This window comes from Klebsiella michiganensis, assembly GCA_000963575.1.
Classification (GTDB): domain Bacteria; phylum Pseudomonadota; class Gammaproteobacteria; order Enterobacterales; family Enterobacteriaceae; genus Cedecea; species Cedecea michiganensis_A.
Map to the genome: position 1 here is coordinate 4,484,881 of CP011077.1, position 13,778 is coordinate 4,498,658.

12 protein-coding genes are annotated in these 13,778 nt (G+C 56.6%); 5 read left to right on the forward strand and 7 right to left on the reverse strand.

Features of this window, described 5'->3' with window-relative positions:
* Window positions 1–23: 23 nt before the first annotated feature.
* From VW41_20770 to VW41_20785, 4 genes are all read right to left on the reverse strand, one after another.
* On the reverse strand, window positions 24–452 hold the full coding sequence (locus tag VW41_20770) for a hypothetical protein (protein ID AJZ92038.1): 429 nt from the start codon (window positions 450–452) through the stop codon (window positions 24–26).
* A 70-nt stretch (window positions 453–522) separates the two neighbouring features.
* Window positions 523–972: a muraminidase gene (locus VW41_20775; protein ID AJZ91277.1), complete on the reverse strand. Its 450-nt coding sequence runs from the start codon at window positions 970–972 to the stop codon at window positions 523–525.
* Window positions 965–1,642 carry a hypothetical protein gene (locus VW41_20780; GenBank protein AJZ91278.1) on the reverse strand — a complete coding sequence of 226 codons (678 nt, stop codon included), beginning with the start codon at window positions 1,640–1,642 and terminating at the stop codon, window positions 965–967. Before VW41_20780 ends, VW41_20775 begins: the two co-directional genes overlap by 8 nt.
* A gap of 47 nt (window positions 1,643–1,689) precedes the next feature.
* The gene (locus VW41_20785; GenBank protein ID AJZ91279.1) at window positions 1,690–2,355 is read right to left on the reverse strand and encodes a hypothetical protein; all 666 of its coding nucleotides are present in this window, start codon (window positions 2,353–2,355) and stop codon (window positions 1,690–1,692) included.
* A 229-nt stretch (window positions 2,356–2,584) separates the two neighbouring features.
* Here VW41_20785 and VW41_20790 point away from each other — a divergent pair, with 229 nt between their 5' ends.
* The gene (locus VW41_20790; GenBank protein AJZ91280.1) at window positions 2,585–3,604 is read left to right on the forward strand and encodes an alcohol dehydrogenase; all 1,020 of its coding nucleotides are present in this window, start codon (window positions 2,585–2,587) and stop codon (window positions 3,602–3,604) included.
* Between the two features lie 34 nt (window positions 3,605–3,638).
* Here the strand turns inward: VW41_20790 and VW41_20795 are convergent, their stop codons facing one another.
* Window positions 3,639–5,279 (reverse strand): dihydroxyacetone kinase, encoded by a 1,641-nt coding sequence (locus tag VW41_20795; protein ID AJZ91281.1) that lies wholly within the window; start codon window positions 5,277–5,279, stop codon window positions 3,639–3,641.
* 125 nt (window positions 5,280–5,404) lie between these two features.
* On the opposite strand from VW41_20795, the gene VW41_20800 reads away from it, so the two are divergent.
* A complete protein-coding gene (locus VW41_20800) occupies window positions 5,405–6,907 on the forward strand; it encodes a hypothetical protein (protein AJZ91282.1) in 1,503 nt (500 codons plus the stop codon).
* A gap of 362 nt (window positions 6,908–7,269) precedes the next feature.
* Window positions 7,270–8,499, forward strand: a complete 1,230-nt coding sequence (locus tag VW41_20805) for a transporter (GenBank protein ID AJZ91283.1) — start codon at window positions 7,270–7,272, stop codon at window positions 8,497–8,499.
* A 633-nt stretch (window positions 8,500–9,132) separates the two neighbouring features.
* Here VW41_20805 and VW41_20810 read toward each other — a convergent pair.
* Both VW41_20810 and VW41_20815 read right to left on the reverse strand, forming a co-directional pair.
* Window positions 9,133–10,212: a lipopolysaccharide ABC transporter permease gene (locus tag VW41_20810; GenBank protein ID AJZ91284.1), complete on the reverse strand. Its 1,080-nt coding sequence runs from the start codon at window positions 10,210–10,212 to the stop codon at window positions 9,133–9,135.
* Window positions 10,213–11,313, reverse strand: coding sequence for a lipopolysaccharide ABC transporter permease (locus VW41_20815; protein ID AJZ91285.1), 1,101 nt, complete (start codon window positions 11,311–11,313; stop codon window positions 10,213–10,215).
* Window positions 11,314–11,587: 274 nt separating this feature from the next.
* Between VW41_20815 and VW41_20820 the strand changes: the two genes are divergently transcribed.
* Window positions 11,588–13,099, forward strand: a complete 1,512-nt coding sequence (locus VW41_20820) for a multifunctional aminopeptidase A (GenBank protein ID AJZ91286.1) — start codon at window positions 11,588–11,590, stop codon at window positions 13,097–13,099.
* Window positions 13,100–13,317: 218 nt separating this feature from the next.
* Window positions 13,318–13,776 (forward strand): DNA polymerase III subunit chi, encoded by a 459-nt coding sequence (locus VW41_20825; GenBank protein ID AJZ91287.1) that lies wholly within the window; start codon window positions 13,318–13,320, stop codon window positions 13,774–13,776.
* Window positions 13,777–13,778: the final 2 nt, after the last annotated feature.

Consider the following 13,778-nt stretch of genomic DNA (forward strand, 5'->3'; position numbering starts at 1 on the left):
CGAACACTGAGGCCGGGAAGAAATTAGTCGCAGGGTGGAAGCGCCACAACGCTGGCGTTATTGTTGGTAGAAAGGTAACGCCCCTTGCTGTCCGGGTTAAAGAAGAGGTGGCGCCGGGATGGCAACCCCCTTTCGCTGTCGAGATCGGCACTGTACCAGGGCCCTTTGGCAGGCAGCGTTCCCGTATACAGGTCACCACCCAACACGGTTTTGTTGCGCGTCCAGTCTGCCCAGATACTGTCCTGCTCTTTGCCGCTCCATCCCTCCTTAATGGCTTTGTCCCGCGTCACAAAACGAGGCGGCAAATTAGGCCGCTCATTGAGATGGCGAAGCAGTTCGACCAGCGTTTTGACATCCCTGACTTTCGGCTGCCCCTGTTCTTCCAGGGCTTTATTGGCGCTATCGACCACCACCTCGCATTTTTGCAAAGCGGCCTGGGCAGTAGATGCCATAAAACTTATCGCCAGGCTGACACTCAGCAAGCCACGAATAAGATTTTTCATTGTTTGTTCCTTTGAGGTATTAAAGGGAAAGAAACAGCTTACGTTCAGCTTCGCGACGGCGTGTCAGGCCGGCCAGCACATTCCCACCGGCCTTGTTCCAGCGAAGAAACTCGTCCGCCGCTGCGCTGTAATTGCCCTGATTAAGAAGGCGTAACAGGGTCGAATTTTGCAGGTTTCCCAGGCCGACGTTGAATGCAAAGGCAACCAGGGCATCAAATTGATTCTGATTCAGCGCCATGCTGACCTGGCGATAGACACCACGTTCCGTCAGCGCAAGGTCAGACCGCAGCAAGTTTTCCGCCTCTTGTTCCGTCAGCGGACGATCGTAATTTTCAGTCGCCAGGATCAGGTGACCGTATCCAATCGTCCATTTGCCGACGGCGTCTTTGTACTTCGCCAGGCGTAAGCCTTCGAAAGATTTAATTAAATCCACGCCGGCCTGGCCGGTTACTGTTGGTTGATTAGCCATTGTTTTCAGTCCTCTCGGTGAGTTTCGGCAGCACCTGATTGGTGTATTCGTCTATCAGGCGCATCACGCTTTCCGGTGGTTCCAGAACGGTGAACTGCATTTCAACGTCCACATGACCGCTATCCCGGCGGCTCCCGTCACGACTGGACGGAGACATGCTGACGTGGAATTTGCTAACGGCATCGGATGGCGTGCCTGATTCAGCATGCTGTTCAACGGCATCGGTGCGCACCGTCAGAAATACCTTCATTTTTTCCAGCATCAGCCCACGGGGGGTCGCCAGAGCCACCAGCGGCAAATGAAAGTGATGCTGCTCGTCGAGCTTCATCTCGATGACTTTCGGGATGAGTTGCCCCTCTTCACCGTGCTCAAAGAACGGTTCCAGGGCCTGCATATACTGACGGGCAATAAGCTGGTTTGCGGATGAAGCCGCGTATTGCATTCCTCGAGTAATATCTGCCAGGGTAATCGGCATCCCTCCCGAATTTCCCCCGCCACCGGCTGGTGGCGTTGCTGGCGGTTCGCCATCAGGCGGTGTGGTTTGCCCCGACTCATCAGATGAATCCGCGGCTGGCGAATCACTCTCCTCCGGCTGGGGTATATTTCCGGCTGAATCCTCGGCGTCCTCTCTTTTATCCTTATTCCCCCGCAGCCAATCTTTCATCGACATAGTGCGCTCCGTGTTAAATGAGGCTGCAAAGCAGCCTCAAGGTAGGTTTAAGGGTTAGCCGGGGCATTACCCCCGCCGGCCGGTGCCGGATCGGCAGCTTTCGTTGGCGTTTCCGGGTACTGGTCGAGGTTTTTGGATTCCAGCTTTTTCGCTTCAGCCGGGAGAACGGCAGGCTTCGTCGCCGCGTCGGTCAGGAAGTCGATAACACGCATCAATGCTTCCGGTGGTGGCTGGCGCTTAACCTGGGTATGGATACTGTATTTGGCGCGGGTATCCGTGGAGCGGGTTTGTTCAGACTTATGGGAAACACGCCCGGTAACTTTGACGCTGAACGGCCCCCAGCCAACGGAGGCTTCAAGGGAGGCATCCGCTTCAGTTTTACTGTTGCTGGATTCGCTCTGAGAGACTTCCAGCTCGAAGTCGATAGTCCCTTCTTCGATGCTGATGTTAGGGTGAGAAATAGCGGCCATCAGCGGGATGCTCATGGTCTTTTTCACCACGCCCTGGATGACCCCCTTATCATCGACGATGGTTTCGTCGTAATCGAACTGCACGGACTGCGCTTTACCGTCTTTAATACAGACCGACAGCAAGAAGTCGGCGTAGGCCTTGCTGGCCTGAACCTGCGCTTTGATCATCGCCTGCAGCGGGCCGCCGATCATATGCTCCAGCGGCAAGGCATTGATTACAGAACCAATAAATTGTGAATCCATAGTGGATACTCCTGTAGTTGGGTAAACGTTGCGTTGCGAATTCGCAAAACCCACACTACGCCCAGTAACCCTCTGGAAATATTTGCTAAACAGCAGTCATCACGGGGGAAAACGGCCCAGGGCATTTTGGCGATAAACCGGCTATTTTCCCGCCACCGAGTATCAAGCCCCCAGGCCTCCTCCGCGCAATGTTCTAAACTGGTTGCAGAGCCAATACGGAGGAAGAGCGATGTCTGTCATCAAAAGTTATGCCGCGCCAAAAGCCGGTGCGGAGCTGGAGCTTCAGGATTTCGACGCGGGTGATTTGCTGCCGGAGGATGTCGAGGTGCAGGTCGAGTACTGCGGTATCTGCCATTCGGATCTGTCAATGATCGACAACGAATGGGGGTTTTCCCAGTATCCGCTGGTCGCCGGGCATGAGGTGATTGGCCGTGTCCATGCGCTGGGATCGTCGGCAAAGAATAAGGGGCTGAAAGTTGGCCAACGCGTGGGCATCGGCTGGACGGCGAGAAGCTGCGGCCACTGCGACGCCTGTATCAGCGGCAGCCAGATCAACTGCCAGCAAGGCAGCACCGCAACCATTATGAATCGCGGCGGCTTCGCCGATAAAATCCGTGCAGACTGGCAATGGGTTATCCCGCTGCCGGACTCCATTGATATCGCGTCCGCCGGGCCGCTGCTGTGCGGCGGCATCACGGTGTTTAAACCGCTGCTGATGCACCACATCACCGCCACCAGCCGCGTGGGCGTGATAGGCATCGGCGGCCTCGGGCACATCGCCATCAAGCTGCTGCACGCTATGGGCTGCGAGGTGACAGCGTTCAGCTCTAACCCGGCCAAAAAAGAAGAAGTGCTGGCGATGGGTGCGGATAAAGTGGTGAACAGCCGCGATCCGGCCGAGTTAACCGCCCTGGCGGGTCAGTTTGATCTGATTATCAACACCGTCAATGTCGACCTGGACTGGATGCCGTACTTCAAGGCGCTGGCGTACGGCGGCAACTTCCACACGGTTGGCGCGGTGATGAAGCCGTTCGAGGTGCCGGCCTTCACCCTGATTGCCGGGGACCGCAGTATCTCCGGGTCGGCAACCGGTTCCCCGCACGAGCTGCGTTCGCTGATGAAGCTGGCGGGCCGGGCGAAGGTTCAGCCGCAGATCGAGCTGTACCCAATGTCGAAAATCAACGAAGCCATCCAGCACGTTCGCGACGGTAAAGCCCGTTACCGCGTAGTGCTGAAGTCGGATTTCTGATGTGAAAAAGGCTCCCAACCGGGAGCCTTTTTAGTTACTTCACCAGCCCGGCAAACACCGCCGCCACGGCGACCGCGCCCGGATCTTTCACGCCGTCGAGGTTGTCGCTGTTGACATAGGACGAACGCCCGGCGTTGGCCTTTTGCATCTTCGCCGTGTCATCTGCGCCCTGCTCTGCTGCTTTTGCGGCGGCCTTCAGGTCTTTATCTCTCAGCGCCTCCAGCGCCGGCTGCAGGGCATCGATTAACGTTCTGTCCCCCAGGTCCGCCCCGCCATAGCGCTTCATCTGCGCCAGGCCAAATAGCAGGGACTCGGCCAGCGGCTGCTTCTCGCCCACTTTTTGCCCGGCGGCGGTGAAGAAGATCGACATCAGCACGCCGCTGGAGCCACCCATCACCGTTGCCAGCCGTTCGCCCACCAGCCCCAGCAGCGCGGCGGCGTCGTTCAGCGGCAGCTTGCCTGTGTCGTTCAGGTTCGCAATGTCGCGCGCACCTTCGGCAAAGGTCGAACCGGTGTCACCGTCGCCCACTTTGGCGTCCAGCGCGTTGAGGTGGTTTTCCTGGGCGATCAGCGTTTGGGTCACGCTTGCCACCAGGGCTTTCACCTCGTCATTGGCAGAAGGTTTTACCGTGTGGTCTTCACGGATGACCGCCTGTTTCTGCTCCGGCATCGGGTGGTATTTCACCATCGGCTGCCAGCCCGCGGTTTCCACGTCTGCTTCCAGCGCCTGAATAAAGTCCGGGCTCAGCTTAATAGTGGAGAGCGAGAAACCTTTCATATCGAGAGCGCTGACCAGCGGCGCGGGGCCTAACAGATATTTGATCTGCGGGCCGAGATCCGAATGCATCAGCTCTTTGGTCAGCAGCGCCATTTCCAGCGAGGAAACGCCGCCGAGGTTGTTGATCAGCACCGCCAGGTCGCTCTCTTTGCCCGTCGCTTTGCGCAGGTGCTTAACCAGCGTGGCAATCACTTCTTTACTGTTTTGCGTACTCACCGTACTGGCGCCCGGCTCGCCGTGAATGCCCAGCCCAAGCTCGACGTGGCCGCCTTTAATACGCCCTTCTTCTTCATCGCTGCCCGGCAGGTTGCAGGTTTGCATCGCCACGCCCATGCTGGCAATGCTGTCGCAGGCTTTTTGCGCGATGTCCCGCACGTCGCCCAGAGATTTGCCCTGCTCTGCGGCATAGCCCGCAATTTTGTGCACCAGCGCCGTGCCGGCGATGCCGCGCGGCTGTTTGTTATCCGGCAGCGAGATGTCGTCCCCGACGATCACCATCTCGACCTTCAGGCCGTGTTTTTTGGCTTTTTCTGCGGCCAGGCCGAAGTTCAGCCTGTCGCCGGTGTAATTTTTGACGATCAGCAGGCAGCCTCGATCGCCGGTGACGCCGACAATGGCGTTCAGCACCGCGTCCACGCTGGGCGAGGCAAACAGGTCGCCGCACACCGCCGCGGTCAGCATCCCTTTGCCGACAAAGCCAACGTGTGCCGGTTCGTGGCCGGAGCCGCCGCCGGAAATGATCGCCACTTTGCTTTTGTCCCAGTCGCTGCGGGCCACCACCCGGATGGCCGGATCGATATCCAGCCGCACAAGATTGCGGTAGCGGGAACTGACCATGACGCCTTCGATGGCATCGTTAACCAACTGCTGGCGATCGTTATAAAAGAATCTGGACATAGCTTTCCCTGGTTGTGTAAGAGATCTGCCAAGCATAGTCCTTTGGGGTAAACATGGGAAGATCCTGATGCTCAATTCGTGCGGAAGGCTATGCTTTAGACAAATGTTGCCACAGGGAAACGCTCATGACTGAACCACTGCTAATTGCCAGAACCAAAGAGACTGAACTGCATATTCTGCCCAATATGGCGAACCGCCACGGGTTAATTACCGGCGCAACCGGGACGGGCAAAACCGTTACGCTGCAGAAGCTGGCGGAGTCATTCTCAGAGATAGGCGTGCCGGTGTTTATGGCCGACGTGAAGGGAGATTTAACCGGCGTTGCCGAGGAAGGTGCCGAGTCTGAGAAGCTCCTCGCAAGGCTTGCCAATATCGGCGTGACGGACTGGTCGCCGCACGGCAACCCGGTAGTGCTGTGGGATATCTTCGGGGAGAAAGGTCACCCGGTGCGCGCCACCGTGTGCGACCTCGGGCCTTTGCTGCTGGCGCGCCTGCTGAACCTGAACGACGTGCAAAGCGGCGTGCTGCAAATCATTTTCCGCATTTCTGACGACCAGGGCCTGCCGCTGCTGGACTTTAAAGACCTGCGCGCCCTGACCCAGTACATTGGCGACAACGCCAAATCCTTCCAGACGCAGTACGGCAATATCAGCGGCGCTTCCATCGGGGCCATTCAGCGCGGGCTGCTTTCCCTTGAGCAGCAGGGCGCGGAGTATTTCTTCGGCGAGCCGATGTTGGATATCAAAGACTGGATGCGCACCGACTCAAACGGGAAAGGGATCATCAACATCCTGTCGGCGGAAAAGCTCTACCAGATGCCGAAGCTGTATGCCGCCAGCTTGCTGTGGATGCTGTCCGAGCTTTACGAGCAGCTCCCTGAAGCGGGCGATCTCGACCAGCCAAAGCTGGTGTTCTTCTTTGACGAAGCGCACCTGCTGTTTAACGACGCCCCACAGGTTCTGCTGGATAAAATCGAGCAGGTGATCCGCCTGATCCGTTCCAAGGGCGTGGGCGTGTACTTCGTGACGCAAAACCCTGCCGATGTGCCCGACATTGTACTCGGCCAGCTCGGTAACCGCGTTCAGCACGCGCTTCGCGCCTTTACGCCCAAAGACCAGAAGGCGGTGAAAGCGGCGGCGCAAACCATGCGGGCGAATCCAGCTTTCGATACCGAAAAGGCTATTCAGGAGCTGGGCACCGGCGAGGCGCTGATCTCCTTCCTCGATGCCAAAGGCAGCCCGACGGTGGTCGAGCGTGCGATGGTCATCGCCCCTTGTTCGCGCATGGGGCCGGTGACGGACGACGAGCGTAACGGCCTGCTGAATCACTCGCCGCTGTACGGCAAGTATGACGCAGTGGTTGACCGGGAGTCGGCCTACGAAATGCTACAAAAAGGCGTGCAGGCCGCGGGAGAGCAGCAAGATGCACCGCCGGCCAAAGGCCAGAGCGTGGCGGTGGACGACGGGATCCTCGGCGGGCTGAAGGATATTCTGTTCGGCAGCACCGGGCCGCGAGGCGGCAAGCGCGATGGCGTGGTGCAGACGATGGCGAAGAGCGCGGCCCGGCAGGTGACGAACCAGATCATTCGCGGCGTGCTGGGCAGCATTATGGGGGGACGTAAGCGGTAGTTTCTGCGATTTCACCCTCACCCTGACCCTCTCCCTCAAGGGAGAGGGGATTTTTCTTTTTCTGCCCAATCAATTGTGCATCCTTCACTTTCCTGCCCCCTATCCCTGCCAGGGAGAGAGAGGACTTTTCTTTTTTGCCCAGCCACTTGTGCATCCTTAACTTTCCTGCCCGCTATCCCTGCCAGGGAGAGAGGACTTTTCTTTTTTGCCCAGCCACTTGTGCATCCTTCACTTTCCTGCCCACCTCTCCCTGCCAGGGAGAGAGTAATAACCCCTGCAATAACAGCCACATGACTGATAACGGCGATTTTGTGCTAGATTACGCCAGTTTTTTGAACTCAGTCAGAAGAAAAGATTAAATAATGCGCAAATTCTGGACAAAAGAAGAAACTTTGTGGAGTTTCGCCTTATATGGCACTGCCGTTGGCGCAGGAACCCTTTTTCTCCCTATTCAGCTCGGCTCAGCCGGGGCCATCGTTCTCCTTCTCACGGCATTGATTGCCTACCCGCTGACCTATTGGCCACACCGGGCGCTGTGTCAGTTCATCCTGTCGGCGAAAACCTCGGGCAGCGGCGGCATCACCAGCGCCGTGACCCATTACTACGGCAAAACTATCGGCAACCTGATCACCGGGCTCTACTTCCTGGCGTTCTTCGTGGTGATCCTGATTTATGCCGTCGCGATTACCAATTCGCTCATCGAGCAACTGGCCAAACACGGGCCGATCACCACCACAATCAGGGTGTTGGTTAGCCTCGGCGTCGTTGCGGCGCTGAACCTGATCTTCCTGATGGGGCGGCAGGTGACCATCAAAGTAATGGGGTTCCTGGTTTTCCCGCTGATTGCTTACTTCCTGTTTTTGTCCCTCTATTTGACCAGTAGCTGGCAGACTTCCTTGCTTACCGAGGGCTTAGTCCTCGACCGGCACGCGCTGGGTGAGATCTGGATGTCAATTCCGGTGATGGTCTTTGCCTTCAGCCACACGCCCATTATCTCTACTTTTGCGGTAGCACAGCGCGAAAGCCACGGCGAAGGCGCGATGAATAACTGCAAGAAAATCATGCGAGTGGCTTACTTTGTGATTTGCTGCAGCGTGCTGTTCTTCGTGTTTAGCTGCTTCCTGTCGATTCCAGCCCAGGATATTACGGCGGCGAAGGCGCAAGGTCTGACTATTCTGTCCGCGCTGTCGATGGTACCGGGCACGCCGGCCTGGCTGGGGATTTCAGGTTTTATCGTTGCGATAGTGGCGATGTCTAAGTCATTCCTGGGCACCTATTTCGGGGTGATCGAAGGGGCGACGGCGATAGTTAAGTCCACGCTGGGCGCCGCCGGGATGAGCAAGAGTCGGGCTTTCTGCCGGGCGCTGTCCCTTACCCTGATTTCCCTGCTGACCTTCGTGGTGTGTTATATCAACCCGAATGCACTGGCGATGATTTACGCCATCAGCGGGCCGCTTATTGCCCTGATTTTATTCATTATGCCAACGCTGTCGACTTACCTTGTGCCCGCACTGAAGCCGTGGCGCTCGCTGGCCAACCTGCTGACGCTGATTATTGGGATTTTGTGTGTGTCGGTGATGTTTATCCACTGATGACCCTCACCCCGACCCTCTCCCAAAGGGAGAGAGGAAAAAGCAACACCGTGTCGTCGCGAGCCTGCAGCTCGAGGCAAAGGAAAAGCAGAATATTATCAGGAAGATCCCTTCTCCCTTTTAGGGAGAGAGGGAAAAGCAACACCGTGTCATCGGCAAGCTTGCAGCTCGAGGCAAAGGAAAAGCAGAATATTATCAGGAAGATCCCCCCTTTCTTTTAGGGAGAGAGGGAAAAGCAACACCGTGTCGTCGGCAAGCCTGCAGCTCGAGGCAAAGGAAAAGCAGAATATTATCAGGAAGATCCCTTCTCCCTTTTAGGGAGAGAGGGAAAACCAACACTGTGTCGTCGGCAAGCCTGCAGCTAGAGGCAAAGGAAAAGCAGAATATTATCAGGAAGATCCCTTCTCCCTTTTAGGGAGAGAGGGAAAAGCAACACCATGTCGTCGGCAAGCCTGCAGCTCGAGGCAAAGGAAAAGCAGAATATTATCAGGAAGATCCCTTATCCCTTTTAGGGAGAGAGGGAAAAGCAACACCGTGTCGTCGCGAGCCTGCAGCTCGAGGCAAAGGAAAAGCAGAGTATTATCAGGAAGATCCCCTCTCCCTTTTAGGGAGAGGGTTAGGGTGAGGGTAAACTTATCCCGCTCTTTTCGTCAGCATCCAGAGGCTGATAAGCAGGAAGGTCACGCTAGGCAGCAGCGCCCCCACAATCGGTGGAATGTTATACACCAGCGTTAGCGGGCCAAACACCTGATCCAGCACGTAGAAGATAAAACCGAAGCTTATCCCCGTCACCACTCTCACGCCCATCGGCACGCTACGCAGCGGGCCAAAGATGAACGACAGCGCCATTAGCATCATCACCGCCACCGAAACCGGGGCGAAAATCTTGCTCCACATATTGAGCTGGTAGCGTCGGGAATCCTGGCCGCTGGTTTTCAGGTATCTGGTGTAATCATACAGCCCGCTGATCGACAGCGAGTCGGGGTCAAGCGCAACCACGCCAAGCTTGTCGGGCGTCAGATTTGTTTTCCATTCCCCGCTCACGGTTTGTGACCCGGTGATCTGCTTCGGATCGGAGAGGTTTGACTCGTCAACCTGCGACAGACGCCAGACTTTATGCTCGGCGTCATACTTCGCTGACGCGGCGTTGCGTACCGAAAGCAAACGGCGCTCACCGTTGAAATGGTAAATCATGATGCCGGCAATTTCTGACTCGTTGTTAACGTGGTCGATGTACACGAAGTCATGGCCATCTTTCGCCCAAATGGCATTGGTAGTGGACAGCAATGAGCCACCAAGCAGCATTTGCGCACGGTAATTACGGGCCATTTGCTCGCCCTGAGGGGCTACCCATTCACCGATTGCCATGGTCAGCAACACCAGCGGGATAGCGGTTTTCATCACCGAGGAGGCGATTTGCATCCGGGTGTACCCGGACGCCTGCATCACCACCAGCTCACTGCGCTGAGCAAGCATCCCCAGCCCCAGTAACGCACCTAGTAAGGCCGCCATCGGGAAGAAGATCTGGACATCTTTTGGAACGCTAAGCAGGGTGTACATCCCCGCTCCTGCCGCGGAATAAGAGCCCTGGCCCGTTTTCTTTAACTGGTCAACGAACTTAATAATCCCCGACAGCGACACCAGCATAAACAGCGTCATCATGATGGTGTTTAAAATGGTTTTACCGATGTAACGGTCAAGTACACCAAACATTTAAACCGCTCCTTTATAGCTAAAGCGGGCACGCACTTTACGCATAGGTACCGTGTCCCACAGGTTCAGGGCAACGGCCAGCGCCAGATACGCCAGGTTGACGACCCACATCCAAATCATCGGGTCCAGTTTTTCCTTTGAGCCGCTGGAGCGCAAAGAACTTTGCAGCAGGAAGAAGACCAGGTAGAGCAGCATGGCTGGAAGCATCGACAGCACGCGCCCCTGGCGCGGGTTCACCACGCTCAATGGGACAACCATCAGGGCCATTATCACCACCGACATGATGAGCGTCAGGCGCCAGTGCAGCTCGGCGCGCGCAGAGGGATCCGGATTCTTCCACAGTTCGGTCATGCTCATTTGGCTGATATCGGAGGGATCAAGCATCACCGCCTGATGCCCCACCACCGCCTGGTAATCTTTAAAATCTGTAATGCGGAAATCGCGCAGCGTCGAAGTCCCCTCAAAGCGGGTGCCGGTATTCAACTTCACGATCTGCGTGCCGTCCGGGCGCTGGAAGATTTGGCCCGAGTCCGCGACCACAACCGAAGGGCGCGTACTGCCCTTAGGACGTACCTGGGCAAGGAAAACATCGTTAAACGCTTTCCCCTTCACGCTTTCGATAAACAGCACCGCGCTGCCGTTAGTCGCGACCTGGAACTGCCCTTGGGCCAGAGCAGCCATGCCGGGGTTGGCTCTGGCTTCAGCCAGCACTTCGTCCTGGTGACGAGCGGACCACGGGTTCAGCCACATCACGTTTACGGTGGCCACAATACCGGTGAAGAGTGCGAGAACCATCGCGGCTTTAACCAGTACTGCTTTACTCAGACCACAAGCATGCATTACCGTGATTTCACTCTCGGTGTACAAGCGGCCGAGCGTCATCAGCAAGCCGAGGAAAAGGCTCAGGGGGAGGATCAGTTGCGCCATTTCAGGCACACCTAAACCCAGCAAAGAAAACACCAGATTTGTCGGGATTTCGCCGTCGGCGGCAGCACCGAGGATCCTGACCAGCTTCTGAGCAAAGAAAATCAGCAGCAGGATGAAAAGGATCGCCAGTTGGCTCTTAAGCGTCTCCCGAACCAGATACTTTATGATAATCACATTAAATACGCCTGTAGAAACGAGTCTTTTTGCAGGAAAATCGCTTGTTTCATCGCTTATACGTCATTTATTCTCTTTAATCGTCGAAAACATCGCTAAGATTAGATAGCCCGGCGAACTCGCATTACGGGACGATGTTCAGACACAATAGAAAACGTAAATCCATTCGTTAAGATTAACACGAAGTCATCGCAACAGCGGAGATGAGTTACGAAAGCTTGCAATTCTAGCCTGTAGCCCCCGCCGTTGTCTTTAAGATTCAGGAGCGTAGTGCATGGAGTTCAGTGTAAAAAGCGGTAGCCCCGAGAAACAGCGTAGTGCCTGCATCGTTGTGGGAGTCTTTGAACCGCGTCGCCTGTCCCCGATCGCAGAACAACTCGATAAAATCAGCGATGGCTACATCAGCGCGCTTCTGCGCCGTGGTGAGCTGGAAGGAAAACCAGGGCAAACCCTATTGCTTCACCACGTACCGAACGTGCTGTCTGAACGCATTCTGCTGATTGGCTGCGGCAAAGAGCGCGAGCTCGACGAGCGCCAGTACAAGCAGGTGATTCAGAAAACAATCAACACGCTCAACGACACAGGCTCAATGGAAGCCGTTTGCTTCCTGACCGAACTGCACGTCAAAGGCCGCAACACCTACTGGAAAGTACGCCAGGCGGTTGAGACTGCTAAAGAGACGCTGTACAGCTTCGATCAGCTGAAAACCAACAAAACCGAACCACGCCGCCCGCTGCGTAAAATGGTGTTCAACGTGCCAACTCGTCGTGAGTTGACCAGCGGTGAGCGCGCCATTCAGCATGGACTGGCTATCGCTTCCGGCATCAAAGCCGCGAAAGATCTCGGCAACATGCCGCCAAACATCTGTAACGCCGCGTACCTGGCCTCTCAGGCCCGCCAGCTGGCGGACTCGTTCAGCAAAAACGTGGTCACCCGCGTGATTGGCGAACAACAGATGAAAGAGCTGGGCATGCATTCTTATCTCGCGGTAGGCGAAGGTTCTCAGAACGAATCGCTGATGTCGGTGATTGAATATAAAGGCAATGCCTCCCCGGATGCTCGTCCGATTGTGCTGGTCGGCAAAGGCTTAACCTTCGACTCCGGCGGTATCTCCATCAAGCCTGCCGAAGGCATGGATGAGATGAAGTACGACATGTGCGGCGCGGCTTCCGTTTACGGCGTGATGCGCATGGTTGCTGAACTGAACCTGCCGGTGAACGTCATTGGCGTACTTGCCGGCTGTGAAAACATGCCAGGCGGGCGCGCTTATCGCCCGGGTGATGTGCTGACGACGATGTCCGGCCAGACCGTTGAAGTCCTGAACACCGATGCCGAAGGCCGTCTGGTCCTGTGCGACGTGCTGACCTACGTCGAGCGCTTCGAGCCGGAAGTGGTTATCGACGTCGCGACGCTGACCGGCGCCTGCGTGATTGCCCTTGGCCATCACATCACCGGCCTGATGTCTAACCATAACCCGCTGGCGCATGAGCTTATCAGCGCGTCTGAGCAGGCGGGTGACCGCGCATGGCGTCTGCCGCTTGGTGACGAGTATCAGGAACAGCTGGAGTCCAACTTTGCCGATATGGCAAACATTGGCGGCCGTCCTGGCGGCGCGATTACCGCGGCATGCTTCCTGTCCCGCTTTACCCGTAAATACAACTGGGCTCACCTGGACATCGCCGGTACCGCATGGCGCTCCGGCAAGGCAAAAGGCGCAACCGGTCGTCCCGTCGCCCTGCTGTCTCAGTTCCTGTTGAACCGTTCCGGGTTTAACGGCGAAGAGTAAGCAAAAAACCTTACCCTCACCCCGGCCCTCTCCCGGGGAGGGAGAGGGGGAAGTGATTTATGCCCCTCCCACTTCCCGGGAGAGGGCGTAAAACAAGTCCGTTTCGCTCTCTCGCCCATTTGGACTAAGGGAGCGATGTAACCCCGTTTGGTCCCTCGCCCCTTTTGGGAGAGGGTTAGGGTGAGGGGCACCAACATTCAACTTAACAAGCTGGTCTCATGAAAAACGCAACGTTTTACCTGCTGGATAACGACACTCATGCCGAAGGGCTAAGTGCCGTGGAACAGCTGGTGTGCGAGCTGGCTGCGGATAGATTCCGTGCAGGTAAGCGGGTGCTGGTCGCCTGCGAGAACGAACAGCAGGCGATTCGCCTCGACGAAGCGCTCTGGCAGCGAGACGCCCAGGCATTCGTCCCGCACAATCTGGCCGGTGAAGGCCCGCGCTATGGTGCACCGGTTGAACTGGCATGGCCTCAGCGCCGGGGCAGCGCACCGCGCGATCTTCTGATTAGTCTGCTGCCGCAGTTCGCAGATTTTGCCACCGCTTTCCTGGAAGTGATAGACTTCGTACCTTACGAAGAATCCCAGAAACAACTGGCCCGTGAACGCTACAAAGCGTATCGCGTTGCCGGTTTCCACTTGACTACGGCGACCTATACCCCGCCGGGAACGACATAGCA

Bases quoted from the DNA above. Each gene is read 5' to 3' on its own strand.
- VW41_20810 (AJZ91284.1), bottom strand. From the start codon at position 10,212: ATGTTTGGTGTACTTGACCGTTACATCGGTAAAACCATTTTAAACACC.
- VW41_20770 (AJZ92038.1), bottom strand. From the start codon at position 452: ATGGCATCTACTGCCCAGGCCGCTTTGCAAAAATGCGAGGTGGTGGTC.
- VW41_20775 (AJZ91277.1), bottom strand. From the start codon at position 972: ATGGCTAATCAACCAACAGTAACCGGCCAGGCCGGCGTGGATTTAATT.
- VW41_20780 (AJZ91278.1), bottom strand. From the start codon at position 1,642: ATGTCGATGAAAGATTGGCTGCGGGGGAATAAGGATAAAAGAGAGGAC.
- VW41_20820 (AJZ91286.1), top strand. From the start codon at position 11,588: ATGGAGTTCAGTGTAAAAAGCGGTAGCCCCGAGAAACAGCGTAGTGCC.
- VW41_20785 (AJZ91279.1), bottom strand. From the start codon at position 2,355: ATGGATTCACAATTTATTGGTTCTGTAATCAATGCCTTGCCGCTGGAG.
- VW41_20825 (AJZ91287.1), top strand. From the start codon at position 13,318: ATGAAAAACGCAACGTTTTACCTGCTGGATAACGACACTCATGCCGAA.
- VW41_20800 (AJZ91282.1), top strand. From the start codon at position 5,405: ATGACTGAACCACTGCTAATTGCCAGAACCAAAGAGACTGAACTGCAT.
- VW41_20790 (AJZ91280.1), top strand. From the start codon at position 2,585: ATGTCTGTCATCAAAAGTTATGCCGCGCCAAAAGCCGGTGCGGAGCTG.
- VW41_20805 (AJZ91283.1), top strand. From the start codon at position 7,270: ATGCGCAAATTCTGGACAAAAGAAGAAACTTTGTGGAGTTTCGCCTTA.
- VW41_20795 (AJZ91281.1), bottom strand. From the start codon at position 5,279: ATGTCCAGATTCTTTTATAACGATCGCCAGCAGTTGGTTAACGATGCC.